The 25,120-nt window shown below is 63.2% G+C and carries 30 protein-coding genes and 1 pseudogene; 14 read left to right on the top strand and 17 right to left on the bottom strand.

Going from position 1 to position 25,120, the window contains the following annotated elements; all coding sequences use genetic code 11:
- Positions 1-68 precede the first annotated feature (68 nt).
- Genes tsaD through KBT70_RS12210 form a run of 4 tightly spaced genes read left to right on the top strand, consistent with a single transcriptional unit; the run spans position 69 to position 2,807 of the window.
- The gene (tsaD, locus tag KBT70_RS12225) at positions 69-1,166 is read left to right on the top strand and encodes a tRNA (adenosine(37)-N6)-threonylcarbamoyltransferase complex transferase subunit TsaD (RefSeq protein WP_296633623.1); all 1,098 of its coding nucleotides are present in this window, start codon (positions 69-71) and stop codon (positions 1,164-1,166) included.
- Positions 1,163-2,119, top strand: coding sequence for an NAD(P)H-dependent glycerol-3-phosphate dehydrogenase (locus KBT70_RS12220; protein ID WP_296633576.1), 957 nt, complete (start codon positions 1,163-1,165; stop codon positions 2,117-2,119). Before tsaD ends, KBT70_RS12220 begins: the two co-directional genes overlap by 4 nt.
- Positions 2,119-2,388 (top strand): YciI family protein, encoded by a 270-nt coding sequence (locus KBT70_RS12215; protein WP_296633618.1) that lies wholly within the window; start codon positions 2,119-2,121, stop codon positions 2,386-2,388. The genes KBT70_RS12220 and KBT70_RS12215 overlap by 1 nt, the downstream gene beginning before the upstream one ends.
- Entirely contained in the window at positions 2,388-2,807 is a 420-nt protein-coding gene (locus KBT70_RS12210) for an EVE domain-containing protein (protein WP_296633573.1), read from the top strand. Before KBT70_RS12215 ends, KBT70_RS12210 begins: the two co-directional genes overlap by 1 nt.
- Here the strand turns inward: KBT70_RS12210 and zapE are convergent.
- Together zapE and pip are read right to left on the bottom strand one after the other, a co-directional pair.
- Positions 2,804-3,865 (bottom strand): cell division protein ZapE, encoded by a 1,062-nt coding sequence (gene zapE, locus KBT70_RS12205; RefSeq protein WP_296633570.1) that lies wholly within the window; start codon positions 3,863-3,865, stop codon positions 2,804-2,806. The genes KBT70_RS12210 and zapE overlap by 4 nt on opposite strands.
- A 4-nt stretch (positions 3,866-3,869) precedes the next feature.
- Entirely contained in the window at positions 3,870-4,847 is a 978-nt protein-coding gene (gene pip / locus KBT70_RS12200; RefSeq protein ID WP_296633567.1) for a prolyl aminopeptidase, read from the bottom strand.
- Positions 4,848-4,895: 48 nt separating this feature from the next.
- On the opposite strand from pip, the gene ubiG reads away from it, so the two are divergent.
- The gene (ubiG, locus tag KBT70_RS12195) at positions 4,896-5,639 is read left to right on the top strand and encodes a bifunctional 2-polyprenyl-6-hydroxyphenol methylase/3-demethylubiquinol 3-O-methyltransferase UbiG (RefSeq protein ID WP_296633565.1); all 744 of its coding nucleotides are present in this window, start codon (positions 4,896-4,898) and stop codon (positions 5,637-5,639) included.
- A gap of 22 nt (positions 5,640-5,661) precedes the next feature.
- On the opposite strand, the gene KBT70_RS12190 is transcribed toward ubiG, so the two are convergent.
- The 4 genes from KBT70_RS12190 to KBT70_RS12175 are packed head-to-tail and all read right to left on the bottom strand — an operon-like array spanning position 5,662 to position 7,933.
- Positions 5,662-6,108, bottom strand: a complete 447-nt coding sequence (locus KBT70_RS12190; protein ID WP_037276123.1) for a MarR family transcriptional regulator — start codon at positions 6,106-6,108, stop codon at positions 5,662-5,664.
- Positions 6,109-6,939, bottom strand: coding sequence for a carbon-nitrogen hydrolase family protein (locus KBT70_RS12185; protein WP_296633612.1), 831 nt, complete (start codon positions 6,937-6,939; stop codon positions 6,109-6,111).
- A gap of 5 nt (positions 6,940-6,944) precedes the next feature.
- Entirely contained in the window at positions 6,945-7,202 is a 258-nt protein-coding gene (gene grxC, locus KBT70_RS12180) for a glutaredoxin 3 (RefSeq protein ID WP_296633560.1), read from the bottom strand.
- 32 nt (positions 7,203-7,234) lie between these two features.
- The gene (locus KBT70_RS12175) at positions 7,235-7,933 is read right to left on the bottom strand and encodes a ComF family protein (protein ID WP_296633557.1); all 699 of its coding nucleotides are present in this window, start codon (positions 7,931-7,933) and stop codon (positions 7,235-7,237) included.
- 47 nt (positions 7,934-7,980) lie between these two features.
- Between KBT70_RS12175 and KBT70_RS12170 the strand changes: the two genes are divergently transcribed.
- Both KBT70_RS12170 and hemH read left to right on the top strand, forming a co-directional pair.
- Positions 7,981-8,799 (top strand): methyltransferase domain-containing protein, encoded by an 819-nt coding sequence (locus KBT70_RS12170; protein ID WP_296633554.1) that lies wholly within the window; start codon positions 7,981-7,983, stop codon positions 8,797-8,799.
- A 59-nt stretch (positions 8,800-8,858) separates the two neighbouring features.
- Entirely contained in the window at positions 8,859-9,923 is a 1,065-nt protein-coding gene (gene hemH / locus KBT70_RS12165) for a ferrochelatase (protein WP_296633552.1), read from the top strand.
- 71 nt (positions 9,924-9,994) lie between these two features.
- Here the strand turns inward: hemH and KBT70_RS12160 are convergent, their stop codons facing one another.
- On the bottom strand, positions 9,995-10,183 hold the full coding sequence (locus tag KBT70_RS12160) for a hypothetical protein (RefSeq protein WP_296633550.1): 189 nt from the start codon (positions 10,181-10,183) through the stop codon (positions 9,995-9,997).
- 144 nt (positions 10,184-10,327) lie between these two features.
- Positions 10,328-10,930: a L,D-transpeptidase gene (locus KBT70_RS12155; protein WP_296633548.1), complete on the bottom strand. Its 603-nt coding sequence runs from the start codon at positions 10,928-10,930 to the stop codon at positions 10,328-10,330.
- 170 nt (positions 10,931-11,100) lie between these two features.
- Between KBT70_RS12155 and KBT70_RS12150 the strand changes: the two genes are divergently transcribed.
- Positions 11,101-11,613, top strand: a complete 513-nt coding sequence (locus KBT70_RS12150; protein ID WP_296633546.1) for a CAP domain-containing protein — start codon at positions 11,101-11,103, stop codon at positions 11,611-11,613.
- Here KBT70_RS12150 and KBT70_RS12145 read toward each other — a convergent pair whose 3' ends face one another.
- The 5 genes from KBT70_RS12145 to KBT70_RS12125 form a co-directional block, all read right to left on the bottom strand.
- Positions 11,614-12,117, bottom strand: coding sequence for a L,D-transpeptidase family protein (locus KBT70_RS12145; RefSeq protein WP_296633544.1), 504 nt, complete (start codon positions 12,115-12,117; stop codon positions 11,614-11,616).
- 74 nt (positions 12,118-12,191) lie between these two features.
- Positions 12,192-13,415: a class I SAM-dependent RNA methyltransferase gene (locus KBT70_RS12140; RefSeq protein WP_296633542.1), complete on the bottom strand. Its 1,224-nt coding sequence runs from the start codon at positions 13,413-13,415 to the stop codon at positions 12,192-12,194.
- Positions 13,416-13,457: 42 nt separating this feature from the next.
- Positions 13,458-14,603, bottom strand: coding sequence for a CCA tRNA nucleotidyltransferase (locus KBT70_RS12135; protein WP_296633540.1), 1,146 nt, complete (start codon positions 14,601-14,603; stop codon positions 13,458-13,460).
- Positions 14,600-15,205, bottom strand: coding sequence for a CoA pyrophosphatase (locus KBT70_RS12130; protein WP_296633537.1), 606 nt, complete (start codon positions 15,203-15,205; stop codon positions 14,600-14,602). Before KBT70_RS12130 ends, KBT70_RS12135 begins: the two co-directional genes overlap by 4 nt.
- Complete coding sequence (locus KBT70_RS12125) at positions 15,180-16,178, bottom strand: Hsp33 family molecular chaperone HslO (RefSeq protein WP_296633535.1); 999 nt, start codon at positions 16,176-16,178, stop codon at positions 15,180-15,182. Before KBT70_RS12125 ends, KBT70_RS12130 begins: the two co-directional genes overlap by 26 nt.
- A gap of 76 nt (positions 16,179-16,254) precedes the next feature.
- Here KBT70_RS12125 and KBT70_RS12120 point away from each other — a divergent pair, with 76 nt between their 5' ends.
- The gene (locus KBT70_RS12120) at positions 16,255-16,698 is read left to right on the top strand and encodes an NUDIX hydrolase (protein ID WP_296633533.1); all 444 of its coding nucleotides are present in this window, start codon (positions 16,255-16,257) and stop codon (positions 16,696-16,698) included.
- Here KBT70_RS12120 and KBT70_RS12115 read toward each other — a convergent pair.
- The gene (locus KBT70_RS12115; RefSeq protein WP_296633530.1) at positions 16,673-17,950 is read right to left on the bottom strand and encodes a SpoIIE family protein phosphatase; all 1,278 of its coding nucleotides are present in this window, start codon (positions 17,948-17,950) and stop codon (positions 16,673-16,675) included. The two genes, KBT70_RS12120 and KBT70_RS12115, sit on opposite strands and share 26 nt — an antisense overlap.
- A gap of 148 nt (positions 17,951-18,098) precedes the next feature.
- On the opposite strand from KBT70_RS12115, the gene KBT70_RS12110 reads away from it, so the two are divergent.
- On the top strand, positions 18,099-18,434 hold the full coding sequence (locus KBT70_RS12110; protein WP_296633527.1) for an Hpt domain-containing protein: 336 nt from the start codon (positions 18,099-18,101) through the stop codon (positions 18,432-18,434).
- 3 nt (positions 18,435-18,437) lie between these two features.
- Here the strand turns inward: KBT70_RS12110 and ilvA are convergent, their stop codons facing one another.
- The gene (ilvA, locus tag KBT70_RS12105; protein ID WP_296633524.1) at positions 18,438-19,676 is read right to left on the bottom strand and encodes a threonine ammonia-lyase IlvA; all 1,239 of its coding nucleotides are present in this window, start codon (positions 19,674-19,676) and stop codon (positions 18,438-18,440) included.
- A gap of 39 nt (positions 19,677-19,715) precedes the next feature.
- Positions 19,716-20,453 carry a threonine dehydratase gene (locus KBT70_RS12100; RefSeq protein WP_296633522.1) on the bottom strand — a complete coding sequence of 246 codons (738 nt, stop codon included), beginning with the start codon at positions 20,451-20,453 and terminating at the stop codon, positions 19,716-19,718.
- Positions 20,454-20,578: 125 nt separating this feature from the next.
- Between KBT70_RS12100 and KBT70_RS12095 the strand changes: the two genes are divergently transcribed.
- The 3 genes from KBT70_RS12095 (at position 20,579) to msrA (ending at position 23,246) form a co-directional block, all read left to right on the top strand.
- Complete coding sequence (locus KBT70_RS12095; protein ID WP_296633520.1) at positions 20,579-21,805, top strand: argininosuccinate synthase; 1,227 nt, start codon at positions 20,579-20,581, stop codon at positions 21,803-21,805.
- Positions 21,806-21,810: 5 nt separating this feature from the next.
- Complete coding sequence (gene tmpT / locus KBT70_RS12090) at positions 21,811-22,449, top strand: thiopurine S-methyltransferase (protein ID WP_296633518.1); 639 nt, start codon at positions 21,811-21,813, stop codon at positions 22,447-22,449.
- A 128-nt stretch (positions 22,450-22,577) separates the two neighbouring features.
- Positions 22,578-23,246: a peptide-methionine (S)-S-oxide reductase MsrA gene (gene msrA / locus KBT70_RS12085; protein WP_296633515.1), complete on the top strand. Its 669-nt coding sequence runs from the start codon at positions 22,578-22,580 to the stop codon at positions 23,244-23,246.
- Here the strand turns inward: msrA and KBT70_RS12080 are convergent.
- A complete protein-coding gene (locus KBT70_RS12080) occupies positions 23,237-24,100 on the bottom strand; it encodes a ribokinase (protein ID WP_296633512.1) in 864 nt (287 codons plus the stop codon). The two genes, msrA and KBT70_RS12080, sit on opposite strands and share 10 nt — an antisense overlap.
- Before the next feature lie 168 nt (positions 24,101-24,268).
- On the opposite strand from KBT70_RS12080, the pseudogene KBT70_RS12075 reads away from it, so the two are divergent.
- Positions 24,269-25,120: pseudogene (locus tag KBT70_RS12075) on the top strand (DNA mismatch repair protein MutS); the annotation flags it as partial.

The following is a 25,120-nucleotide window of genomic DNA, read 5'->3' as shown; positions in this document are numbered from 1 at the left end:
ATCCAGAGTTGTTGCCTGCCTCATTCGGTGTTACCTGCCTTGCACCCTTCACGCAACGCATGGCCGCAATGACAGAGCCTTTGATCCTCTTGGGACTTGAGAGCAGCTGCGACGATACCGCCGCCGCTTTGCTGCGCATTGGCCCGGATGGCTCCCCGGAAATCCTGTCTTCGGTGGTGCATGGCCAGACCGCGCTCCATGCCGATTTCGGCGGGGTCGTGCCGGAAATCGCGGCGCGCGCCCATGCCGAAAAGCTGGATTCTTGCGTGCGTGAGGCGCTGAGCGCGGCGCATCTTACGCTGCGCGATGTGGGGGCGGTCGCCGTCACCTCTGGTCCCGGCCTCATCGGCGGGGTGATCGCCGGTGTCATGTGCGCCAAGGGGATTGCCGCGGGCGCGGGGCTGCCGCTCATTGGCGTCAACCATCTTGCCGGTCATGCGCTGACCCCGCGTCTCACGCATGGCGTGGCCTATCCCTATCTGATGTTGCTGGTGTCGGGCGGGCATTGCCAGTTCCTGATCGTGCGCGGTGCGGATGATTTCACGCGCCTTGGCGGCACCATCGACGACGCCCCCGGCGAGGCGTTCGACAAGACCGCGCGCCTCTTGGGTCTGCCGCAACCCGGCGGTCCCAATGTGGAACGCGCGGCGTTGCAGGGCGATCCCACCCGCTTCCGCTTCCCCCGGCCTTTGCTCGACCGTCCCGGCTGCGATATGTCCTTTTCCGGTCTCAAGACCGCCCTCCTGCGCGCCCGCGATGAAATCGTGGCAGAGAAATCCGGCCTGACGCGGCAGGACCGCGCTGATCTCTGCGCCGGGTTTCAGGCTGCTGTGCGCGATGTTCTGGCCGAGAAAACCCGCCGCGCGCTGACCGCCTATCTGTCCGAGAATCCCGCCCAAGCGGTCATCGCCGTCGCCGGGGGGGTTGCCGCCAATACCACCATTCGCACCGGGTTAGAGACTGTTGCCGCTGAAATGGGTGCAGCCTTCATCGCGCCGCCGCTGGCGCTCTGCACCGACAATGCCGCGATGATCGCCTATGCCGGGGCAGAGCTGCTTGCGCTTGGCCACCGCGATGACATGACCCTTGCCGCCCGCCCGCGCTGGCCCTTGGATCACACCAGCCCCGCCATGCTGGGCAGCGGCAAGAAAGGGGCCAAGGCATGATCCTCATTTGTGGCGCAGGCGCATTCGGCACCGCTCTTGCGGTGACGCTGGCGCAGAATGGCCCCGTGACCCTCTGGGCGCGCGACGCGGCGCATGCGGCAGAGATGCAAGCCGCCCGCGAGAACACGCGCCGCCTGCCCGGCATCGACCTGCCCGACGCTGTGACCATCCTCAGCGGGCCATTGCCCAAGGGCGATACGCCTTGCCTTCTTGCCATGCCGATGCAGACGCTGCGCGGGTTTCTCTCGGAACACGCCGAAACCTTTGCCCGTCGCACGCTCGTCGCCTGTTGCAAGGGCATGGACCTGACCACCGGCCTTGGCCCCACCGGCCTCATCGCGCAGTCCTGCCCGACAGCGACGCCTGCCATCCTCACCGGTCCCAGCTTTGCCCGCGACATCGCCCTTGGCCTGCCCACGGCTCTGACGCTCGCCTGTGCCGATGAGGCCACCGGCCAGATGCTGCAACGCGTCCTGACCTCCCCCACCCTGCGCCTCTACCGCTCGACCGACACCATCGGCGCGGAACTGGGCGGCGCGCTCAAGAACGTGATCGCCATCGCCTGCGGTGCCGCCATCGGTGCCGGTCTGGGCGAGAGCGCGCGCGCCGCGCTGATGACCCGTGGTTTTGCCGAAATGAACCGCCTCGCGGCTACTCTTGGCGCGCAGCCCCAGACGCTCGCGGGCCTCTCGGGCTTTGGTGATCTGGCGCTGACCTGCACCTCTGACCAATCGCGCAATTACCGCTATGGTCTCAGCATCGGCCAAGGGGCCACGTTTGACCCCACCATTACCGTTGAGGGCGCCGCCACCGCCCGCGCCGTGCTGGCCCGCGCGCAGGCGCTTGGCCTTGATATGCCCATCACCCATGCTGTCACCGCGCTTGTCACAGGTGAATTGCGCGTGGCGCAGGCGATGGATATGCTGCTCTCACGCCCATTAAAGGAAGAATGATGCTCATTGCCCTGATTGCCCGCGACAAAGCCGGTGCCCTGCAAACCCGACTCGACACCCGCGACGCGCATGTCGCCTATCTCAAGGAGACCGGCGTTGTCTCTCAGGCCGGTCCCCTGCTTGATGATGCAGGCCAGATGATCGGCTCGCTCGTGATCCTTGACGTGGCCGATATGCAGGCTGCACAGGATTGGGCGGCGGGTGATCCCTATGCCAAGGCCGGGCTTTTTGCCAATGTCGACCTCATCCCGTGGAAAAAGGTCATCTGATGCGCTACTGGCTGTTCAAATCCGAACCCTCAACTTGGGGCTGGCAGGACCAGTTGGCCAAGGGCGACGCGGGCGAAGAATGGGACGGCGTGCGCAACTATCAGGCCCGCAATTTCATGCGCGAGATGGCCGTGGGCGACCGTGGCTTTTTCTATCACTCCCAGAGCGAAAAGGCCGTGGTCGGCGTGGTCGAGGTGATCGCCACCGCCCATCCCGACAGCAAATCCGACGATCCGCGTTGGGAATGCGTGGACATCAAGGCGATTGAAACCGCCAAGACACCCGTGACGCTCGACACCATCAAATCCGATCCGCGTCTGACCGATATGGTGCTGGTGAAAAACTCCCGCCTCTCGGTGCAGCCGGTCACGGCAGAGGAGTGGCGCGTGATCTGCGATATGGCGGGGCTTTCGGGCTAAGCCTCTTTTCCCCAGCCTTCGGACTGCATTTCGCGCATCCTGCTGGCGGTGCGCTCGAACTCGAATGATCCCTCGCCTTCGATATAGAGATATTCCGGCACCGCCGCCGCCGAACAGATCAGCCGCACCCGCGCCTCGTAGAGCGCATCAATCAGCGTCACAAAGCGCTTGGCCTCGTTAAAGTTGCTGCGCCCCATCTGCGGGATGTTTTCGAGGATCAGCACCCGCGCCGCCTCGGCCAAGGCCAGATAATCCGCCGGACCCAAGGGATTGCCGCAGAGGTCATAGAACGTGGCCCGCGCCACACCATTATGAAACGCCGGAATTTCCACCGCCCGCTTGTTGACGATGATCCGGTGCGGCCCGCCGCGTCCTTGGGTCAAATCCTGCCAGATCGTCTCTATTTCGGCACGACTCTGCCCATTGATCGGGGTAAAATAGCTGGGGCTGCCGGTTAGACGATCCTGTCGGTAATCGGTCGGGCTGACCATTTCATGCAGGACCATCCGCTCTTTCAAAAGCGCGATGAACGGCAGGAAAAGCTGCCGGTTGAGACCGTCTTTATAGAGATCATCCGGCACCCGGTTCGAGGTCGTGACCACCACAACCCCCGCCGCAAAGAGCGCCTCGAATAGCCGCCCCACGATCATCGCATCGGTGATGTCGCTGATCTGCATCTCGTCAAAGGCCAAAAGCCGCACCGATTTCGCCACTTCCGCCGCCACCGGAGCCAGCGCATCCGCCTCGTTGCGCGCCCGCGCGGCATGCAGCCCGGCATGGATTTCCTGCATGAAGGCATGGAAATGCACCCGCCGGTTGGGCACCGCCAGCGTGCTCACAAAGAGATCCATCAGCATGGATTTGCCGCGCCCGACCCCGCCCCAGATATAGAGACCCTTGGGCGGCTCTGGCGCGCGGCGGAACCAGCCCTTGCGCGGGGTCTCGTCCAGACCTGAGCGAATCCGCTCGAATTCCGGCAAGAGGGCCTCTTGCGCCGGATCGCGGGTCAATTTGCCATCGGCCACAAGGCGGGCATAAAGATCGGGCAGGGTTTCCATCGGCCTAGCGACTGCCGCGCGCCAGCTTTTGCATGACGCCCACCAATTCGGCGCTGATCCCCGGCTCTGACAGGGCATGGCCCGCCACGGGGATCATCCGCAGATCGGCCACCGGCCAACGCTCTGCCAGCCGATGCGCCGTCACCGGCGGGCAGATCATGTCATATCGCCCCTGCACGATGGTGCCGGGAATATGGGCAATCCGGGGCATGTCATCCAGAATCTGACCATCATGATCCAGAAATCCACGATGAGTGAAATAGTGATTCTCAAGCCGGGCAAAGGCGCGGGCGTAATCGGCGGGGCTATCGCCACCCACCCCAGTGGAATGCACCGTCGCCAGCGCATTTTCCCAGGCTGACCATGCCTTGGCATGGGTCACTTCCTCGCTCAGGTTGCCGGAAAAGAGGCGCCGGTGATAGGCCGCGATCATATCGCCGCGCTCGTCCTCGGGGATCAATTCGACGAATCGCGCCCAGGTTTCCGGCCAGAACGCCCCGGCACCGCCCCCATAGAACCAATGCAATTCCGCCTCGGTCATAGTGAAGACGCCGCGCAGCACCAGATGCTGCACCGGCGTGGGATGTGCCTGCGCATAAATCAGCGCCAGCGTCGCCCCCCAACTGCCCCCAAACACGATCCAACGCTCGATGCCCAAGGTCCGACGGATAAACTCGATATCCGCCACCAGATGCCATGTCGTATTCGCCTCGACACTGGCATGCGGGCGCGAGCGGCCACAGCCGCGCTGATCAAACAGGATGATGCGATAGACCGCCGGATCGAAATAGCGCCGCATCGCCGGGCTGCACCCGCCCCCCGGCCCGCCATGCAGCACGATCACCGGCAGGCCATCGGGGCGGCCCGATTGCTCCATGTAGACGCTATGCCCATCGCCCACATCCAGCATTTGCCGGTCAAAAGGCTCGACCGGGGGGTGGAGATATTGCACTGCGCTCTTTTGGCCTGAGAATTTGTCCATGAATGTCCTATATAAGCCGCGAGACCAAAAGAGCATATGGAGAGCAGAATGCAAGCCGCTCAGAGCACGATTGATCCCGCCGAAGTCGCCAAGTTCGAGGCGATGGCCGCGGAATGGTGGGACCCGAACGGGAAATTCAAACCCCTGCACATGCTCAACCCCTGTCGGCTGGATTACATCACCGCGCAGATCGCGGCAGAGTTTGACCGCGACCTGAGCGCGCAATCGCCCTTTGCCGGGCTGCGCCTGCTCGATATCGGCTGCGGTGGCGGCCTTTTGAGCGAACCGATGGCGCGTCTGGGCGCGACCGTGGTCGGGGCCGATGCCGCCCCGCGCAACATTCCCGTGGCCCAGGTCCATGCCGCGCAATCCGGGCTCGACATCGACTATCGCCACACCACCGCCGAGGATCTGGCAGCGGCGGGCGAAGAATTCGACGTCGTGCTCAACATGGAAGTGGTCGAGCATGTGGCCGATCCGCTGACCTATCTCACCGCGTGCCAACAGCTTTTGAAATCGGGCGGGCTACATATCTGCTCGACCCTCAACCGCAACCCCAAGAGCTATGCCATGGCCATCGTGGGCGCGGAATATGTCATGCGCTGGCTGCCCAAGGGCACGCATGAGTGGTCCAAGTTCATCACGCCCGACGAGCTATACGATCTATTGCGCAACGCCGGGCTCGATCCCGTGGATCGCAAGGGATTCGTATTCAACCCGATCACTTGGGGCTGGCGCCTGTCAGACCGGGACCTGAGCGTGAATTATGTAACGGCGAGCGTGAAACGCTGAATGGCGCGGGTAGCAAACAAACTCACGTCCCCGGCTCCAGCTTGGCCCGCAGTTCGCGCAGCACCGGCAGGCTGGCGCGCACGCGGTCCTCGCCGAGATCGCGGATCAGATCCGACACCATCGGCGTGATCGCGGCCATCGCAGCATCGCGCGCCTGACGGCCCGAGGGGCTGATCGCCACCATCTTGCGCCGCGCATCGTCCCAATCGGGGCGGATATGCACATATCCCGCCCATTCCAGCTTGCTCAACGTATTGGTCATCGCGCCGCGCGTGACGTGAAAGCTTTTGGCCAATTGCGCCGGGCTGCGTTCGTCCCCGATCCGCGCCAGATGGTTCAGCACCGAGAAATGCGAGATTTCCATACCTTTTGGCAAAACCCGTGTCAGCCGACTGCGGATCAACTGCTCATTCGTGAGGATCTCGCTAAAGAGCGCCACGGCAAGGGAATTGCTGGTCGTATCGGTCATTCAGGGCCCGTCAAACGCTCGGTCATGGCGCAGCGAAGGCACGCGCCTGCGCGCTTGTGCCACCGCATCGGGGTCAAGATCAACCATCACGATACCCGGCTCGACGCCACCATCGGCCAGAACCTCTCCCCACGGTGCCACAACCATACTGTGCCCATGGGTTTGACGGGTGCGTCCAGATGTCGCGGCATGGGTGCCGGTCTGTGCCGGAGCCAGCACGAAACACCCGGTTTCAATCGCGCGGGCGCGCAACAGCACCTCCCAATGCGCGGCCCCGGTGACATAGGAAAACGCCGCCGGCACGGTCAGGATCGTGGCCCCCGCCTGTGCCAAGGCGCGGTGCAGATGCGGGAAACGGATGTCGTAACACACCGTCATCCCCAGCTTGCCCAGTGGCATATCGGCCAGAACCGCCCGATCACCGGGGCGAAAGCCATCCGATTCGCGATAGGTTTCCTCGGGGCTGACATCCACATCGAACATGTGGATCTTGTCATAGCGCGCGACAATGCCGCCATCCGGCCCGATCAGAAACGACCGATTGGCAAAGCGCCCATCGGGATCGTCGGTCCTGAGCGCGAGCGACCCGATCAAGAGCCAGACACCGGCCTCGGCCGCGCGGGCACGCAGGCCCGCCAGTGTCGGATCGCTCTCTTCCGGGTGCAGCACCGATTTCTGATGCGCGCGGCTGCCTGAAACACAATTCGTGACCTCGGGCGTCAGGATAAATTCCGCCCCCTGCGCAATCGCCGCATCCATCATGCCCAGCGTGACCGCCAGATTGGCCTCTGGGTCATCGCTGCTGCTCAGTTGCAAGAGCGCCGCGCGCATCGCCATCACCCGCGCAACAGCGCGTCAAGCTTGCCCGCCTGTTCCAGCGCATAGAGGTCGTCACAGCCGCCCACATGGGTGGTGCCGATGAAAATCTGCGGCACCGTGTGGCGGCCATTGGCGCGCTTCATCATCTCGGTTTTGCGCGCAGGCTGGGCCAGCACGTTGATTTCCGAAAAGTTGACGCCCTTTTTCTGCAACAGGCGCTTGGCCGAATGGCAAAATCCGCAGAGCGGCGATGTATAGATTTCGACTGGCTTCATGATTGGGGTCCCCGGTTCGCACTGGCGCGAACTTAGGCATCCTTTGCGGCGCGCGCCAGTGTCACAACGCTCACATCCCCGCTACCCGCCGAAAAACATGCCTGCGCCGCCACCGAGAGCGTGGCACCCGAGGTCATCACATCATCAACGATCAGAATGGGGCGCCCGGCAATCAGACCCCTGTGCCGGGGCGTGACCCGAATCGCATCCATCAGCATGGCGTGGCGCGCCTCGACACTCATCCCCTTCAGGCTCTGCGTGCGCTTCTGCCGCGTCAAGAGGTCAGGACAACAGGGCAATCCGGTCTCACGCGCCAAGGCCTGCGCCAAGAGCGCCGATTGATTGAACCGCCGCGACAGCATCCGCCCCCAATGCAGCGGAATGGGCGCAATGAGCGTATCGGGCCGCAACAAGGGTTGCGCCGCCCGCGCCATCCATTTCGCCGCCGGGCGCACCACGTCATGCCGGTCGCCATGCTTGAGCATCAGGATCAACTTGCGCCCGTTATCATGATAGCGCATTGCCGCGCGCCCCTGCGACCAAGGCCGCGCCATGCGCAAACACTCGTCGCAATGCTCCGCCCCATCATGCGCCTCACCGGGCAGGGGCACGCCACAGGTGTCGCAAACCAGCCCGGAGATGAACGGCGTATCGCGCCAGCACGGGCCACAGAGGCCAAAATCGCTGTCCACCACCGCGCCACAGAGCGTGCAACGCGCCGGATAGACCATGCGAACCGTCGTTTGAAAAGCCGCTCTCAGCACTCTATTCTTGCCCCATGACCCAAACGCCCCTCACCGACCGCGCCGCCCTCAGTCGCAATCGCCAGCGCGCCCTGCGCGCGCCGGCCCTCTTCCTGCATGAAATCGCCGCAGATGAGGTCGAAGATCGCCTGAGCCTGGTTAACAAATCCTTTACCGCGCCCGCCGTGGTGACGGGTTTTCCACAATTCTGGCAATCCCGCCTGCCTGAGGCGCGCATTGTTGCGGATGACGAGGTGCTGACGCTCGAGCCGGGCGCGCACGATCTCGTCGTTCACGCGCTCTGCCTGCATTGGGCCAACGATCCCGTGGGCCAACTCATTCAGGCCCGCCGCGCGCTGCGCCCCGATGGTCTCTTGCTTGCGGCCCTCTTTGGAGGCGGCACGCTTCATGAATTGCGCAGCGCATTGGCGCAGGCCGAGGCAGAGATCAGCGGCGGCCTCTCGCCCCGTGTCCTTCCCATGGCCGAAATCCGCGATCTGGGCGGTTTGATGCAGCGCGCGGGCCTCACCCTGCCGGTTGCCGACACTCTGCCGCTCCGCACCAGCTATGCCGATCCTCTGGCTCTCATGCGCGACCTGCGCGCCATGGGCGAATCCAACGCCATGGCGGCGCGCCCCCGCGCCCTGACCCGGCCCCGCCTGCTTCGCCGCGCCTGCGACATATATGCCCAAACCTTTGGCACCGACGACGGGCGTGTCCCCGCCACGTTCGAGATGATCTTCCTCACCGGCTGGTCCCCCGACGCCAGCCAGCCCCAGCCGCTGCGCCCCGGATCAGCCAGCGCGCGGCTTGCCGATGCTCTGGGCGCGGTGGAAAGCCCGCTCAAAGATTGACCTTTCGGGCACAGCCTATATGTGACCTCTGTCCCGGAACTCACAGGAATGACCAAGCCATGCTTGATGCCAGCCATGATGCCGCCCGCCCCGAACATGCTGCCGCCGATCACCCCAAGGTGCCGCGCGCGAAAACCGGCGTGCTCTTGGCCAATCTCGGGACGCCGGATCACTACACCTATTGGCCGATGCGCCGCTATCTCAACGAGTTTCTGTCAGACCGCCGGGTGATCGACTATAGCCCGTGGAAGTGGCAACCACTCTTGCAGCTCATCATCCTGACCAAACGGCCCTTTACCAGCGGGCACGCCTATAAATCCATCTGGAATGAGGACAAGGGCGAAAGCCCCCTGATGACCATCACCCGCGACCAGACCACCAAGATGGCCGCCGCGATGCAGGCCCGCTATGGCGATCAGGTGATGGTCGATTTCTGCATGCGCTATGGCAATCCTTCAACCAAATCCAAGGTGCGCCAGATGGTCGAGGCGGGCTGCACCCGCATCCTCTTTTTCCCGCTCTATCCGCATTACGCCGGGGCCACCTCGGCCACCGCGAATGACCAGTTCTTTCGTGCCCTGATGGACGAGACATGGCAGCCCATCGCGCGCGTGGTCGAACCCTATTTCCAGAACCCGCTCTATATCGAGGCGCTCGCGCAATCGGTCGAGCGTGCCTATGCGGCTGTCGAAAAGCGGCCTGAAATCCTTGTCGTGTCCTATCACGGGATGCCGAAACGCTATCTGATGCAGGGCGATCCCTATCATTGCCAGTGCCAGAAAACGACCCGTCTGCTCAAGGAGCGGCTGGGCTGGGCCGATACCGAAATCACCACCACCTTCCAGTCGGTCTTTGGCCCCGAAGAATGGCTCAAGCCTTATACCGTGGACGAGGTCGCGCGTCTGGCTCGCGAAGACGGGAAGAAACGCATCGCCGTGATGGCCCCCGCCTTTTCCGCCGATTGCATCGAAACGCTGGAAGAGATCAACGAGGAAATCCGCGAGAGCTTTGAAGAAGCAGGCGGCGAAGACTTTACCTATATCCCCTGCCTCAACGACGATGACGCCCATATCACGGCGCTGTCGTCCATCGTCGAAAACAATCTCAAGGGCTGGCTTGACTGACTCACACCTCGGCACGCACAAAAAAAGGCAGTGGTTTCCCACTGCCTTTTCTGTTGGTGCCGTTGCCGGACTTAGTCAGCAGCGATAACAGCTGCGACGATTGCCAGCAGAACCAGCGGAACCCAAACGCCTGCGGCGGACGAGCTTGCGGCGGTTTCTTCAACAACCACCGGTGCCTCCATGACGGGCTCCGACAGGTTGCCTGCGAAAGCGGTCGAAGCGGCGGCGCTCAGGGCAGCAGCGAGAACGAGTTTCTTCATGATTATCCTCCAGATATTGGCATGACGCCGCAATATGCGACTCCAAGCACCCAAGACTTAACCTCGTAAGTTTTTCTAATCAGCAATCCAGAGCGATTGCAATTATATCTTGGGTCCGCCTAACCACAAATCGCCAATTTTTCGTCAAATTAGCAACACCTGCGTGCCAACCTTGGTCAAAGAGAACAATTCCGCGATATGCTCATTGTAAAGACCCACACAGCCATTCGAAGACCGCCGCCCGATTTTGCGCGTGTCATGGGTGCCATGGATGCGATAATAGGTCCAACTCAGGTAAAGCGCGTGGGTGCCCAGCGGGTTATCCGGCCCCGGCGGCACAAAGGCCGGCCATTCCGGATTGCGCTTGAGCATCGACGGCGTCGGCCGCCAGCTCGGCCCCTCGACCTTCTGCACCACAGAGGTGCGCCCGCGCCGCGTCAGATCCTCGGTCAATGGCACAGAGGATGGGTAGAGCTTGTAGACCGACTGATCCGCGCTCCAGAAATGCACCGCGCGCGAATCAATATCGACCAGAATCGCTCCGTTGTTCAGGTTCGAGAAATAGGGGCGCCAATCCAGCATCCGGAAGCCGGAGATGTTACGCCGCACCGTTTCCTCCAAGCCGCGCTCCATCTCGACGGTGTCCGCGCCATCCACGCTCTGCGCCAGCGCCGGTGCCCCCATCAAGGCCGCCGCTCCGGTCAGAAACGCGCGTCTGTTCCACGAAATCCGAGAGTCATGGGTCATGTGAGAAACTCCAGTCAGCCAAGCCGATGATCCAGCACATATAAGGTGCCAAACCTTCACTCGCAAATCAAGAAAGTCACAGCGTGCAATGTTCTGCGCATGTGGGTTTGAATCGCAACGCAAGCCGGGCTAAAGCAGATATCGAAACAATATTCGGGTGGTTCTGCATCATGGCGCGTCTCTACATCCTGCTGGTCTCGGCTCTTTTGGCTCTTTCGGCCTGCGCCGCACCGCCCCCACCGCAAGTAGGCTCGGATGGCAAGCCGCTGCCGCGTGTCTACCGAATATCAGCAGGCCAGACCTCTGAGGTGCAGTTCCGCATGCTCGATTCGGTCAATTCCCTGCGTCAAGCCGCCGGTCAGCCGCCCCTCACCCTCGATTCGGCCCTCACCGCCGCCGCCGCGACCCATTCGCGCGATATGTCGGTGCAAAACCGCCCATGGCACTTTGGCTCGGATGGCTCCTCGCCGCTCGACCGGGTGCGTCGGGTTGGCTATTCCGGCACGCTCGTGGGCGAAACCATCTCGGAAACCTACGAGACAGAGCTTCAGACCCTCGCCGCCTGGATGGAAGAAGAGGGCACGCGCCGCGTGATTCTCGCTCCCGAGGCGCGCAAGATGGGCTTTTCCTGGCTTCAGGAACCCGGCGGCAAGATCTGGTGGACGATGATTCTCGGGACCTGATCACGCAGTTATCGTGATCGGCGTCCCGTCGCGGACCATGGCATAGACATCCTCCATCTCGCGATTCTTGACCGAGATACAGCCCGCCGTCCAATCCGGGCTGAGAAAGGCCAGCGCATTGGGCTCGCCATGGATGAAAATGTCGCCCCCCGGCGATTTGCCAAGAGCCTTGGCATAGGCGATATCCGCCTCGTTGGGATAAGAGATGCCCAGCGACAGGTGGAACGAGCTATTGGGATTGCGCCGGTCGATGTGATACTCGCCCTCCGGCGTGCGCCCATCCCCCTCGAACTGCTTGTGACCCTGCGGCGCAAAGCCAAGATCAACCTTGTATCGCTCAAGCAGGCGATTGTGATGCAAGAGAAACATCTCACGCTCGCCCTTGTTCACGATCACCCGAGTGACCTCGGGGCCACGATAGGTGCGGAATTTTGAATCCTGCCTGCTACATGCGGCTAGGGCGCTCAGCCCCGCCAGCAATACGAACCGTCTGTTAGATATCATTGTTTTTATCCGCTCACTGCTCGCGATTCTAATACCTCAAAACAGGGGCGTCTTGGTAGAGGGATTTGTCAGGATCACGCCTTGTTCAGCGTGAATCCGGCCACCAATTCCACATGCGCCGACCAGCGGAATTGATCCACAACGCGCACCGGCCCCATCGCATAACCCGCCGCGATCAACAGCTTGGCGTCGCGGGCAAATGTCACCGGGTTACAGGATACATAGGCTAGCCGGGGCAGGCCCGAACGCGCGATTTCCGCAATCTGCGCCTCAGCCCCGGCGCGCGGCGGATCAATCACCGCCGAATCGAACCGCGCCAACTCATCAGGCAAGAGCGGTCGACGAAAGAGATCCCGCGCCTCGGTGCTCAGCGGATGCAGCCCCGCAATGCCGCGCCGCCCGGTATCGAGCGTCTCCAGCATCGCCGCCTCACCTTCGACCGCGTGCACTTGTGCCCGCTGCGCCAGCGGCAGCGCAAAGGTGCCGCACCCGGCAAAGAGATCGACAATTCGCCGCGCCCCCGCCAGAATAGTCTCTGTTTCCGCCAAAAGTGCGGCCTCGCCCTCGGGCGTCGCTTGCAAAAACGCGCCCGGCGGCGGCACCACCCGCGCCGCGCCAAACGCCTGCACCGGCGCGCGCCGTGTCACAACCACCTCGTCGCCCCAGGCCAGCCGCGCCAGATCATGCCGCTCGGCCAGCGCCGCCAGGGCAATCCGCAGCGGCCCATCCAGCGGCTTGCCCTCGGCCACCGCCACATCCAACCCTACGAGGGACCGCGTGACGCTGACCGCCAGCGCCGCCTTGCGGCTGGTCCCCACCTCGGCCAGATCAGAGGCCACAGTCAGCCCGCGCATCACCTCGGGATGCAGCAAATGACAGTCCGGCACCTCGATGATCACGTCGCTGCCACGGGCATAAAACCCGGCCATTGCGCCCTTTTTCGTGCGTTTCGCAGCAAAGGACGCCCGCCGCCGGGATCGCGGCGGCGAGACGTGGATCGGCAGAAACTCTGCCGTGATGCCATGCGCCGTCAGCGCCGCACGCACCACCTCCACTTTCCAGCCGGCGACAAATCCGTCAGAGGCATGTTGCACCTGACAGCCGCCGCAGGTCCGAAAATGCCGACAGGGCGCGCTCACCCGGTCCGAGGATGGCGTGATGATCCGAACATCGGTCAGGGTATTCCCGTTCAGCGCGCCCGAAACCCGCTCGCCGGGCAGGGTTATGGGCGCGTAAACCGGCCCCTCGGCAATGCCGTCGCCCTGATGCCCCAACCGTATGATGTCATGCTCGCTCATGCCTGCGCCTTTAACTCGCATCGCCGCGCCATGAAAGCCCGCTCAGAGGAGGTCATCGCGCGTCAGCGTAAATCCCGACGCGATCCAAGCCTGCTCCAATTCCTGCAACCGCGCGCCCAGCTCTTGGCCGGAATACTCCGGCATAAGGTCCGCTGCCGTCACCGGAAACCGCGCCTCGGCCCCTTGGGCCAAATCTTCGGCATCGCGGGCACGCCACGGCATCTCCAACAGCGCCGCGCGCAGCAATAGAACCGCCCGGCCGTCCTCGGCCCCGTGGCGATACCCCAATTCCGCCGCCTGCGTCGTTTCCGCCGCCGCCGCGCGCAAAAGATCCAGCCGCCGCGCCTCTGCCCGCGACAGGCGCAACCGCTCTGCCACCGCGTCACCACCCAATGCAGCCAGCCGCAAAATTGCGTCCGGGGCCGTGTTTGTCTCTGATTCCAAATGCACCAGCAGGGTCAAACCCCGCGCATCACTGCCCGGTAAAACCCCGTGCAACACCCCCGCCGCCTGCATCGCCGCAACCGAAGGGGCCGGATCAGGTGCCGCCAAGAGCTTGCGCATTTCCGCCCCCACCCGCTCACGCGAGAGGCGCGCCAACCCGTCGACATTGCCCGCAGCCGCCGCCAGCCCTTCTGCATCGAGCCCGCCTTCGGGATCGCCATACCAGGCGTGAAACCGGAAAAACCGCAGGATTCGCAGGTAATCCTCGCGAATCCTCTGCTCCGCATCCTCGATGAATCGCACCCGCCGCGCGCGCAGGTCTTCCAGCCCCCCCAGAGGATCGACCACGCTGCCGTCAGGCCGGGCATAAAGCGCATTCATGGTAAAATCCCGCCGCCGCGCATCGGTGCCGATATCCGTGCCAAAGGCCACCACCGCATGCCGACCGAATGTCTGCACATCCTCGCGAAACGTCGTCACCTCATGCCCGATATGGCTCGAAACCACTGTAATCGTGCCATGCTCGATGCCCGTCGGCACCGGCTTCAGCCCCGCCGCCGTGGCCAGTTTCATCACCACGTCGGGCCGCGCATCGGTGGCGATATCCACGTCCCCCACCGGCATGCCCAAGAGCGCATTGCGCACGCACCCGCCGACAAAGAACGCCTGATACCCGCCCTCGGTCAGCATCGCACAGACCGCTTGGGTCGCCCTAGACTCGATCCATGCGCCGGAAACCTTCATTCCGGCCCCGCCAGATCCGCCAGATTACGCAAAATGCGCGCCGTGGCCCCCCAGATGTAATAGGGGCCATAGGGGACCGCATAATAGCGCCGCCAGTCCCCGCGCCAGCGCCGCTTTTCGACCCTGTATCGGCCCAACTCGAGCACATGCGCCAGCGGCACATCGAACACCTCATCGACCTCGCCCTGCTCGGCACGGGGCTGAAACGCCCCATGAACCCGCGCCAGAACCGGCGTCACGTCAAACCCGGTCACAGTCTCATGCCGAGGCAGAAACCCCAGCACCTCAACGCTGCGCCGGTCGAGCCCGATTTCCTCCTCCGCTTCGCGCAGCGCCGTGGTGGTGATGTCAGGATCGCCCGCATCCTGCTTGCCCCCCGGAAAGGCAATCTGCCCCGGATGATGCCGGAGCTTTGACGATCGCTTCGTCAAAATCACACGCCCCTCGCGCACCGGCACCAAAACCGCCGCCGCCCGCAATTTGCGCCCCTCGGGCAGGACAACACCGGGATTGAGATCATAATCCGACGAGGGCGTCCGCGCGGCCCGCAGCGCGCCCAGCACCCGATCAAGCGGATCAGTCACCGCCCCCGGCCCCGTCATCCTTGGCCTCGAACCCGACCGTCGCCGGGTCAAGCCGGTAATGCGCCCCGCAAAACTGGCAATCGGCGGTCACAAGCCCCTCTTGCGTCGTCATGGTCGCGATATCGCGCGCCGAATAAATCGACAGGCTGTTGCGCACCCGCTCCTCCGAACAGGTGCAGCCAAACCGCACCGCCTGCATGTCGAAAACCCGCGGCCCCTCTTCGTGAAACAGCCGGACCAACAGATCCGTCGGCGCGACCGATGGCCCGATCAGCTCCAGATCCTCGACCGTATCGAGCAGGACATTGGCACGAGTCCAGTTCTCGGCATCGTCGCCTTCCAGAATATCCTCGGCCTGCAGCAGCCCACCATCGCCCGACCCGCCATCATTGGCAAAGGGCGAAGCCTTGGGCATATGTTGCAGCATGACACCGCCCGCGCGCCAATGCTCCACGCCCCCCGCTTCGGTGGACTTCCCGAAACTCAGCGCAAAGCGCGTCGGCAATTGCTCGGACTGGGCAAAATACGCCTCGGCACAGTGGCGCAGCGCCTCACCGGCGATGGGCGTGATCCCTTGATAAGGCGTCGTGCCCTGTCCCTGATCCAGCATGACCGCGAAATATCCGCCGCCCAGCTGATCGAACGGGCGCGCATGCGTCAGCCGCTCCCGGTCAAAACTGGCATAGGCGCGCATGCGCGCAGGCTCTCCCGGCTCGGTCGGGCCATAGTAATCGGTGGCGATCATCCGCACCGCGCCGCGCGTTTGCACCTGCAACGACAGCTTCCACCGCAGCTTGATCGTCTGGCCGATCAAGGCGGTCAAAAGAGCCATTTCCGCGATCAACGCCTCGACCTGCGGTGGATAATCATGCTGTTTCAGAATCCCGTCCAGCACCCCATCAAGGCGCACGACCCGCCCGCGAATATCGGCGCGGTCAAGCTGAAAGGGCAGGATCGTATCATCCCAAGCGATTTTCTGTCCAAGTGTCATGGGCTTTCCTTTGGGTCTCGACTTGGCATATCGCGCCTGTACCGTCAGGACAAGCCAACCCCAAGAGAGGTGCCAGATGATCAGACGATTCGGAGATAGCCCGCGGCCCGAAGTGGCCTATCGCCTGCGCCCCGGCGCCTACGCCATCCTGCCGCATCGCGGCCGGCTGCTCGTGACCCATCAGGCGGAACCGCTGCGAGAGCTGCAATTGCCCGGCGGTGGCATTGATCCCGGCGAATCACCGGTGCAGGCGCTCTATCGCGAGGTATTCGAGGAAACCGGCTGGCTCATCGCCCGGCCCCGGCGGTTGGGCGCGTTTCGCCGCTTTACCTATATGCCGGAATACGGGTTCTGGGCGGAAAAGCTCTGCATCATCTACCGCGCCCATCCGGTTCGGCGGCTGGGCCCCCCCAGCGAGCCGGGTCATCGCGCGGTCTGGATCACACCCGATCAGGCGGCGCAGGAGCTGGGCAATGCCGGGGACCGGCATTTCGTCAGCCGGGAAATCCGCTGCCTTTGAATTCGAGCAGAACACCGGAAATATCATCGGTAAACTCGGCATCCCCGGCAAATTCCGACAGTTTCCAGATCAGCGATTCGAGCAGCGCCATGCCACGCGTTTGCCGCAGATCGCGCAGGATCGCGGCCAGCCCCTCCTCCTGCAACAGCGCGCCGGATTGGCCCGCACACTCGATCACCCCGTCGGAATGGATCAAGAGCCGGTCGCCCGGCCCCATCTGCACCTCGAATTGCTCAAACTCGGCCCCGTCAATAAGGCCCACCGGCAAGCCGCCCGCGCCAACAAATTCCACCGTGCCATCGGCCCGCTGCAACGCCGGATGCGGATGCCCCGCCTGAGACAGGATCACCCGCCCGGTTTCCAGATCGACATCGGCCAGCACGAGGGTGAAATAATGCTCGGTCTCCATCTCTGACATGATCAACCGATTCAGCATCGCAATCGCCTGCGCGGGCGGGCGCGCCACGAACCGACCATCGCGCGTCTTGCGTAGGGCGAGGTTCTGCTCGGGCACAGAGGCCGACAGATACCCCGCCAACCGCGCCGTCATCAGCGCCGAACTGATCCCATGCCCTGACACGTCAATGCCATAGAGTCCGATGCGCGTGGCCCCAATCGGAAACATCCCCACCAGATCGCCGCCCACGTGCCCTGCCGATTGCAACATCAAGGACACCTCTGCCGCGCCAAAATCGCGATAGCGCTCGCTCACCAGCGATTGTTGCAGCTTCTTCGCCTCGATCAGATCGCTGTCGAGCGAATCATAGAGCGTCTGCAATTCATCCAGCGTCGATTTGATCAGCCTGTTCTTTTCGGTCAGCTCGCGCTGCATCCGCAGGATACGCGCCCCCGCCGAAATCCGCGCCCGCAATTCGGCGGCATTGACCGGCTTGGTCAGAAAATCATCCGCCCCGGCATCAAGGCCCAGCGCCACCTCATCCTTGTCGCTCTTCGAGGTCAGGAGGATGAAATAGCCATAGCTCTCACGCGGCATCTCTCTGAATCGCCGACAGAATTCAAGCCCGCTCAGCCCCGGCATCATCCAGTCGCTCATCACCAGATCGGGCGGATGATCCCGACAGAGCCGCAGCGCCTCCTCGCCCGAATCCGCCTCTTGCACCTCGAATCCCCAGCGCTGCAACGAGGCGGTCAGAATCCGCCGCTGCAATCGGCTGTCATCCACCACCAGAACGCGCTGGATCACCCCGCCGCCTGCATCCGCCTCTGCCGCCTGTTCCACTCGTGATCGCACTCGGGCCACCTTTGCACTGTCCGCCCCCTTTCCTAGGCCCGCAGGATTTAACAGGAGGTGAATGTTAAAATTCGCACGGCTTTTCGGCGCGGCTTAACCCTTTATCAGCCCTTTGCGCCCAATCTTGGGTGCAGGTATCGGAGGGTAGATGATGATCGACTGGGGCCGCGTGCAGGACCTGCGCGATGAAATCGGGGCTGACGCCTTTGCCGAGGTGGTAGAGCTTTTTCTTGACGAGGTGGATACCGAGATCGGGAAACTGCGCCTGCCGGATGCCGGCGCAAACCTCGAGGCGCTGTTGCATTTCCTCAAGGGCAGCGCGCTCAATCTCGGCTTTGCCGCCTTTGCCGATCTGTGCCACCGGGGCGAACGCGCCGCCGCCACCGGCCAGCATGCGGGCATCGACCTCGACGCTGTGCTCGAGTGCTACACGCGCTCGAAATCCGAATTCATCGCCGGTCTGGCACAGGTCATCGCCGCCTGACCCTCAGATCAGGAACTCTGCCAACACCTCATCCCGCGTGATGTCACGATACTCGAAACCCGCCGCATCCAGCCGCGTCAGGATCGGCGCAAAATTCTCGGGCCGCGTCGTCTCGATCCCGATCAGCACAGAGCCAAAGTTGCGCGCCGATTTCTTGAGATATTCGAACCGGGCGATATCGTCCTCTGGTCCCAAAATCTCCAGAAACTCGCGCAGCGCGCCGGGCCGCTGCGGCATCCGCAGGATGAAATACTTTTTCACACCCGAAAACCGCTGCGCCCGCTCCTTGACCTCGGGCAACCGCTCGAAATCGAAATTCCCGCCCGAGGTAACACACACCACCGTCTTGCCCCGGATCGCCTCTGCCATATCCTTAAGCGCATCGACCGCCAGCGCCCCTGCAGGCTCGAGCACGATCCCCTCGATATTCAGCATTTCCAGCATGGTGGTGCAGAGCCGGTCCTCTTCGATCACCATCGCCTGCGCAGGATCAAGATCCGCCAGCCGCGCGAATGTGCGCGCGCCGATCTGCGCCACCGCCGCCCCATCGGCAAAGGTGTTCACATGCCGCAAGCGCACAGGCGCCCCCGCCGCCAGCGCCGCACCCAGGCACGCGCCCCCCGCCGGTTCCACCAGCGTCAGCGCCACGCGCGCGCCAACATAGCTACGCACGCCCGCCGAGAGCCCGCCACCGCCCACCGGCAAAATGAGGTGATCGGGCATCCCGCCCAACTGTGCCTCGATCTCGACCGCAACGCTGGCCTGACCCTCGATCACATCCTCATCATCGAAGGGCGACAGGAAATGCCCACCCACCTGCGCACAATAGGCCTGCGCCGCCGCCAGCGTGTCGTCGAAATAGTCGCCCGTCAGCCGGATCGCCACCGCATCGCCGCCAAATTTCTCGGTCTTGCCAATCTTTTGTTGCGGCGTCGTCACCGGCATGAAAATCACGCCCTTGACACCAAAGTGCCGGCACATATAGGCCACGCCCTGCGCGTGATTGCCCGCACTGGCACAGACAAATGTCGCGGTTTCCGGCCGCGCCGCCAGCACCTTGCGCATCGCATTGAACGCCCCGCGCAGCTTGTAGGAGCGCACCGGGCTCAGATCCTCGCGCTTGAGCAGGATCTCGGCGCCATAGCGCTCGGACAGGTGATCATTGCGTTGGAGCGGTGTCGGCTCGAACACGGCGCGCATCGCGGCCTCTGCGGCGCGGGCATTTTCCTGAAACTCGGTCATGCCCGCCTCAGTGCCGCAATCGTGCCCCCCTGACAAGGCTCAGAGCGCGCGCTTTTCGATATAATAGCCGTAAAGCGTGGTCAGAACGCTGATATTGACCAGACCCGACACCACCGTGCCCAGCACCATCAACACGGCCCCGATCACCGGCGCCAAGAGCAGCAGCCCCAGCAAAAGCTGCAGCGCGAATTGCGCCGCACCCAGAATGAGAACAAGGATCAGGATCGTGACGCTGCTGCCTTCGGTCGCGGTCCACGCCTCTTTCAGCGTAAGCGGCTGTCCAATCGCCGCCGCAGGCAGCATCGTCGAGAGCCGAAAGAACACCACATTGGCCGCCACAATCACCACGACACTCACAATGGTGACAATCAGAGGGGCCAGCCCGCCAATAACCCCAACCAGCAGAAAGAGGGGCAACATCAGGCCCATCATCACAAGGCCAAGCCAGAGCGAATGTCCGATATAAGACAGCATGCGATCCGTGCGCAGCATCGGCACCCAGCCTCGGGGATATTCCGCCAAGAGGATAAAGCGGTGCCACGCCACAATGACCCAGAGCGCCAGACCGATCAGGACAAGCGCCAAGAGGATCAGCCCCGCGATCTGTCCCCCCGTCGCACCCTCGGCATCCGTCCCGTCCATCGAGACACCCAGAACCGCAAACAGGGCGATCACCGCAATCCCGATCCCCATCGGCACCAAGACAATGCGCACCACCTGCGGCAGGTTGTTGAAAATCATCTGCACCGAATGGATGAAAATACGCCACGCCGCCATAATCGCACCTTTTGACAATTGCCTGATGTGGCTAGCACAACCAGAGGCGCAGTCAACCGCGTCCACTTGCCCATCATCGCAAAAGCCGCTACTCCGCCAGCCAGATTTGACGCAAGGGGAATGACATGTCCGCGCCCAAAAAAGTTGTTCTGGCCTATTCCGGGGGCCTCGATACCTCGATCATCCTGAAATGGCTCCAGACCGAATATGGCTGCGAGGTGGTGACCTTCACCGCCGATCTCGGTCAGGGCGAGGAACTGGACCCCGCGCGCCAAAAGGCCGAGTTGCTGGGGATCAAGCCCGAGAATATCTATATCGAGGATGTCCGCGAAGAATTCGTGCGCGATTTCGTCTTTCCGATGTTCCGCGCCAATGCGCTCTACGAAGGGCTCTACCTCTTGGGCACCTCCATCGCCCGCCCGCTGATCTCCAAACGTCTGGTCGAGATTGCCGCCATGACCGGCGCCGATGCCGTGGCCCATGGCGCCACCGGCAAGGGCAACGATCAGGTGCGGTTCGAGCTTGCGGCCTACGCGCTCAACCCCGATATCAAGGTGATCGCGCCCTGGCGGCTCTGGGATTTGACCAGTCGGACCAAGCTCATCGCCTTCGCCGAGGAAAACCAGATTCCGATCGCCAAGAACAAGCGTGGCGAGGCTCCCTTTTCGGTCGATGCCAATCTGCTGCACACCTCATCAGAAGGCCGCGTGCTCGAAGACCCCGCCGAAATGGCCCCCGATTACGTCTATCAGCGCACCGTCAGCCCCGAGGATGCACCCGACACGCCCGAATATATCGAAGTCAGCTTCGAGCGTGGCGATGCCGTGGCCATCAATGGCGCCGCCCTCAGCCCCGCCACGATCCTGACCGATCTCAACGAGTTTGGCCGCAAACATGGCATCGGGCGGCTCGATTTCGTGGAAAACCGCTTTGTGGGAATGAAATCGCGTGGCATCTACGAAACACCGGGCGGCACCATCCTGCTCGAGGCGCATCGCGGCATCGAACAGATCACCCTTGATAGCGGCTCAGGCCATCTCAAGGATTCGCTCATGCCGCGCTATGCCGAGCTGATCTATAACGGCTTCTGGTTCTCGCCCGAACGCTATATGCTTCAGGCCGCCATCGACAAAAGCCAGGAACATGTCACCGGCACCGTGCGCCTCAAGCTCTACAAAGGCTCGGTGTCCTGTGTTGGCCGCTGGTCCGATCACAGCCTCTATTCCGAGGCGCATGTCACCTTCGAGGATGACGCCGGCGCCTATGATCAAAAAGACGCCGCAGGCTTCATCCAGCTCAATGCGCTGCGCCTGAAACTCCTCGCCGCCCGCAACCGCAGGCTCAAGGGCTAACCATCATGGAGGCCGATTTTTGGCATACCCGTTGGGAAAACATGCAGATCGGCTTTCACGAGGGCGCGGTCAATCGCATGCTCTCGGCCCATATCGGCGCGTTGGGTCTTGATCCCGGCGCGCGGATTTTCCTGCCCCTCTGTGGCAAGACCCGCGATATCGCCTGGCTCTTGGCCCAAGGTTACCGGGTGGCGGGCGCGGAACTCAGCGACATTGCCGTGGGTCAGCTTTTCAAGGAACTGGGCGTCACACCCGACATCACCGAGCATGGCCCGCTCCGCGCCTATGCCGCCCCCGGTGTCACCATCTTCGCAGGCGACATTTTCGCGCTCACCCCCGATCTGCTCGGGCCGGTAGACGCGGTCTATGACCGCGCCGCTCTCGTGGCCCTGCCCAACGACATGCGCGCACGCTATACCGCTCATATGCGGGTGCTGACTGGCACCGCCCCGCAATTGCTCGTGACCTTCGAATACGATCCCGCGATCATGGCAGGCCCGCCCTTTTCCGTGACGGCGGCAGAGGTGCGCACCCATTACGCCCCCCACTACCAGATCACCCAGCTTGCCGATCTCGACGTGCCCGGCGGGCTCAAGGGTGTCTGCCCCGCACGCGAACTGGCGCTGCACCTTGCCCCGCGCTGAGCCTTCTTTCGCCGATTGGCGCAGAAAAAGCGAAACATTGCTCAACTGCGCGTGACATCACAGCGTCGTCGTTTGGCGTCACCCGCCACTTGCGCCATGATGACCACCAAAGCAGGAGGGCAAAGACCATGCTGACACATCTTCGCGAACTCAAGGCGGCGCTGCTCGCCGCGCTGATCCTCATCGGCCTCTGCGTCCACGGTGGCCGGGCGCATGCAGCAGAGACGGAAACGCTCATCGTCGCAGGCGGCTGCTTCTGGTGTGTCGAATCAGATTTTGAACAGGTCCGGGGCGTGATTGCGGCCGAATCGGGATTTACCGGCGGCACCGTCGAGAACCCCAGCTACAAACAGGTGACTGCCGGCGGCACCGGCCATTACGAGGCGGTGCAAATCACCTTCGACCCCACGCAGGTCACGCGGGCGCAACTCCTGCACCTCTTCCTCCGCTCGGTCGATCCGACCGACGCGGGCGGCCAATTCTGCGACCGGGGCGAGAGTTACCGCACCGCGATTTTCGTCACTGATGCGGCCGAAAAGCGTATCGCCGAGAGCGCCATCGCCGAGGCAAAATCCGCCTTGGGCAAACAGATCGTGACGCCGATCTTGAACGCCCAGCGCTTTTATCCTGCCGAGGCCTATCATCAGGACTATTACAAGAGCAGCGAGATTATCCTCACCCGCTTTGGCCCCCGGACCAAGGCCAGCGCCTATAAACTCTACCGCGACGCCTGCGGACGTGATGCGCGCGTCAAAGAGCTTTGGGGCAAGGATGCGCCCTTCGCCGGTCACTCCTGAGCCAGAAACGCCGCGACCTCCGCCGCCATGGGAATCGCCCCCGACGCACCGGGGCGCGTGACCGAAATGGCGGCGGCGGAAACCGCACGGCGCAGCGCAGAACGCGGCTCCAACCCCGCCGCCAACCCCGCGACCAGATACCCGGCAAAGGTATCCCCGGCCCCGGTTGTATCGACCGCAACCACCTTTGGTGCTGGAATAGTGACTGTTTCTCCCACGCCCGCCTCGGTCCAGAGCACGCCCCGCGCCCCCCGCGTGACACAGAGCATCGGCACGGCAATCTCGCCCATCTCCCGCGCCATCTGCCCCGCCTCGCCCTCGTTCAGCATCAAGAGCGTGACATGGGGCAAAACCGCCCGCACCGCCGCGACATCAAAGGGCGCCGCAGAATAGGCAATGCGCAGCCCCTTGGCCTCCGCCATCCGCGCCGCCTCGACGTGCAAATTTGTCTCGTTCTGCATCAAGAGCCAATCGCCCGGCCCCGCCTCCGCCAACGCCGCCTCAACATCCTGCAACCGCAGCGCCCGATTGGCCCCGGCATGGATCACAATCGCATTCTCGCCGCCCTCCTCGACCGTGACCACCGCATGCCCCGACACGACCGGCCCCTGACGCACGTGCCGCACATCCACGCCCGCATCCGCCAAGGCGGCAACCATCCAATCCCCATCCGCGCCCACCGCGCCGATATGCACCACCTGCCCTCCGGCCCGCGCCCCGGCAATCGACTGGTTCGCCCCCTTGCCCCCCAGTAACCGCGCATAGCCCTGCGCCGCCACGGTTTCCCCCGCACGCGGCAAATGCGCCACGCGGTAGACGTGATCGGCATTGATTGACCCAAGATTGAAAATCATCCCGCCCGCTTCTTCTTGGCCCAAATACTCATCTTACTCGTCCAAGGATAACACCCTCGCGCCCGCCCGCAATCGCGCTTTGGTCTTTCACCCCGCAGCATGGATTTGTAAGGTCACCCGAGGAATAGGGGGACGCAGGTGAACACCACGGGATCAACCGTAACGCCGATGATGGCGCAATATCTCGAGATCAAGGCGCAGTACCCGCAAGCGCTGCTCTTCTACCGCATGGGCGATTTCTACGAACTCTTCTTTGACGATGCCGCCGCCGCTGCCGAGGCGCTGGATATCGCGCTCACCAAACGCGGCAAACATCTCGATCAGGATATCCCCATGTGCGGCGTGCCCGTCCATGCCGCCGAGGGCTATCTCTTGACCCTCATTCGCAAAGGCTTTCGCGTTGCGGTCTGCGAACAGATGGAGGACCCCGCCGAGGCCAAGAAACGCGGGGCCAAATCCGTGGTCCGGCGCGAGGTGGTGCGCCTCGTCACCCCCGGCACCCTGACCGAAGAAAGCCTGCTCGACGCGCGCCGTCACAATTACCTGGCCAGCTTTGCAAATCTGCGCGGCGAAGGTGCGCTGGCTTGGGTCGATATTTCCACCGGTGCCTTCCATGTCATGCCGCTGACGCCAGCGCGGCTTGGCCCCGAATTGGCCCGCCTCGCCCCCCGCGAGGTGCTGCTGACCGATGGCGATATCCCGAGTTTGGGTGAATTGGTCTCTGAATCGGGCGCGTCCCTCACGGGGCTGGGGCAAGCCGCCTTTGACAGCACGGCCGGCGCCCGGCGGCTTTGCCAGCTCTACGGCGTCGAGACGCTCGACGCCTACGGGGCCTTCACCCGGCCCGAGATGGCCGCCATGGGGGCCATCGTCGATTGGCTCGATATCACGCAAAAGGGCAAATTGCCCCTGCTGCGCCCGCCCGTTCGGGAAAACGAGACGCGCGTGATGCAGATCGACGCTGCAACTCGGCGCAATCTCGAACTGACCCATAGCTTGAGCGGCGCGCGCGCCGGATCT

This window comes from Roseovarius sp. (assembly GCF_018066915.1).
Lineage (GTDB): Bacteria > Pseudomonadota > Alphaproteobacteria > Rhodobacterales > Rhodobacteraceae > Roseovarius.
The sequence above is the reverse complement of the archived record's forward strand: the minus strand, read 5'-3'. Positions and strand labels throughout refer to the sequence as shown.

Bases quoted from the DNA above. Each gene is read 5' to 3' on its own strand.
- tsaD (WP_296633623.1), top strand. From the start codon at position 69: ATGACAGAGCCTTTGATCCTCTTGGGACTTGAGAGCAGCTGCGACGAT.
- KBT70_RS12220 (WP_296633576.1), top strand. From the start codon at position 1,163: ATGATCCTCATTTGTGGCGCAGGCGCATTCGGCACCGCTCTTGCGGTG.
- KBT70_RS12215 (WP_296633618.1), top strand. From the start codon at position 2,119: ATGCTCATTGCCCTGATTGCCCGCGACAAAGCCGGTGCCCTGCAAACC.
- KBT70_RS12210 (WP_296633573.1), top strand. From the start codon at position 2,388: ATGCGCTACTGGCTGTTCAAATCCGAACCCTCAACTTGGGGCTGGCAG.
- zapE (WP_296633570.1), bottom strand. From the start codon at position 3,865: ATGGAAACCCTGCCCGATCTTTATGCCCGCCTTGTGGCCGATGGCAAA.
- pip (WP_296633567.1), bottom strand. From the start codon at position 4,847: ATGGACAAATTCTCAGGCCAAAAGAGCGCAGTGCAATATCTCCACCCC.
- ubiG (WP_296633565.1), top strand. From the start codon at position 4,896: ATGCAAGCCGCTCAGAGCACGATTGATCCCGCCGAAGTCGCCAAGTTC.
- KBT70_RS12190 (WP_037276123.1), bottom strand. From the start codon at position 6,108: ATGACCGATACGACCAGCAATTCCCTTGCCGTGGCGCTCTTTAGCGAG.
- KBT70_RS12185 (WP_296633612.1), bottom strand. From the start codon at position 6,939: ATGCGCGCGGCGCTCTTGCAACTGAGCAGCAGCGATGACCCAGAGGCC.
- grxC (WP_296633560.1), bottom strand. From the start codon at position 7,202: ATGAAGCCAGTCGAAATCTATACATCGCCGCTCTGCGGATTTTGCCAT.
- KBT70_RS12175 (WP_296633557.1), bottom strand. From the start codon at position 7,933: ATGGTCTATCCGGCGCGTTGCACGCTCTGTGGCGCGGTGGTGGACAGC.
- KBT70_RS12170 (WP_296633554.1), top strand. From the start codon at position 7,981: ATGACCCAAACGCCCCTCACCGACCGCGCCGCCCTCAGTCGCAATCGC.
- hemH (WP_296633552.1), top strand. From the start codon at position 8,859: ATGCTTGATGCCAGCCATGATGCCGCCCGCCCCGAACATGCTGCCGCC.
- KBT70_RS12160 (WP_296633550.1), bottom strand. From the start codon at position 10,183: ATGAAGAAACTCGTTCTCGCTGCTGCCCTGAGCGCCGCCGCTTCGACC.
- KBT70_RS12155 (WP_296633548.1), bottom strand. From the start codon at position 10,930: ATGACCCATGACTCTCGGATTTCGTGGAACAGACGCGCGTTTCTGACC.
- KBT70_RS12150 (WP_296633546.1), top strand. From the start codon at position 11,101: ATGGCGCGTCTCTACATCCTGCTGGTCTCGGCTCTTTTGGCTCTTTCG.
- KBT70_RS12145 (WP_296633544.1), bottom strand. From the start codon at position 12,117: ATGATATCTAACAGACGGTTCGTATTGCTGGCGGGGCTGAGCGCCCTA.
- KBT70_RS12140 (WP_296633542.1), bottom strand. From the start codon at position 13,415: ATGAGCGAGCATGACATCATACGGTTGGGGCATCAGGGCGACGGCATT.
- KBT70_RS12135 (WP_296633540.1), bottom strand. From the start codon at position 14,603: ATGAAGGTTTCCGGCGCATGGATCGAGTCTAGGGCGACCCAAGCGGTC.
- KBT70_RS12130 (WP_296633537.1), bottom strand. From the start codon at position 15,205: ATGACGGGGCCGGGGGCGGTGACTGATCCGCTTGATCGGGTGCTGGGC.
- KBT70_RS12125 (WP_296633535.1), bottom strand. From the start codon at position 16,178: ATGACACTTGGACAGAAAATCGCTTGGGATGATACGATCCTGCCCTTT.
- KBT70_RS12120 (WP_296633533.1), top strand. From the start codon at position 16,255: ATGATCAGACGATTCGGAGATAGCCCGCGGCCCGAAGTGGCCTATCGC.
- KBT70_RS12110 (WP_296633527.1), top strand. From the start codon at position 18,099: ATGATGATCGACTGGGGCCGCGTGCAGGACCTGCGCGATGAAATCGGG.
- ilvA (WP_296633524.1), bottom strand. From the start codon at position 19,676: ATGACCGAGTTTCAGGAAAATGCCCGCGCCGCAGAGGCCGCGATGCGC.
- KBT70_RS12100 (WP_296633522.1), bottom strand. From the start codon at position 20,453: ATGGCGGCGTGGCGTATTTTCATCCATTCGGTGCAGATGATTTTCAAC.
- KBT70_RS12095 (WP_296633520.1), top strand. From the start codon at position 20,579: ATGTCCGCGCCCAAAAAAGTTGTTCTGGCCTATTCCGGGGGCCTCGAT.
- tmpT (WP_296633518.1), top strand. From the start codon at position 21,811: ATGGAGGCCGATTTTTGGCATACCCGTTGGGAAAACATGCAGATCGGC.
- msrA (WP_296633515.1), top strand. From the start codon at position 22,578: ATGCTGACACATCTTCGCGAACTCAAGGCGGCGCTGCTCGCCGCGCTG.
- KBT70_RS12080 (WP_296633512.1), bottom strand. From the start codon at position 24,100: ATGATTTTCAATCTTGGGTCAATCAATGCCGATCACGTCTACCGCGTG.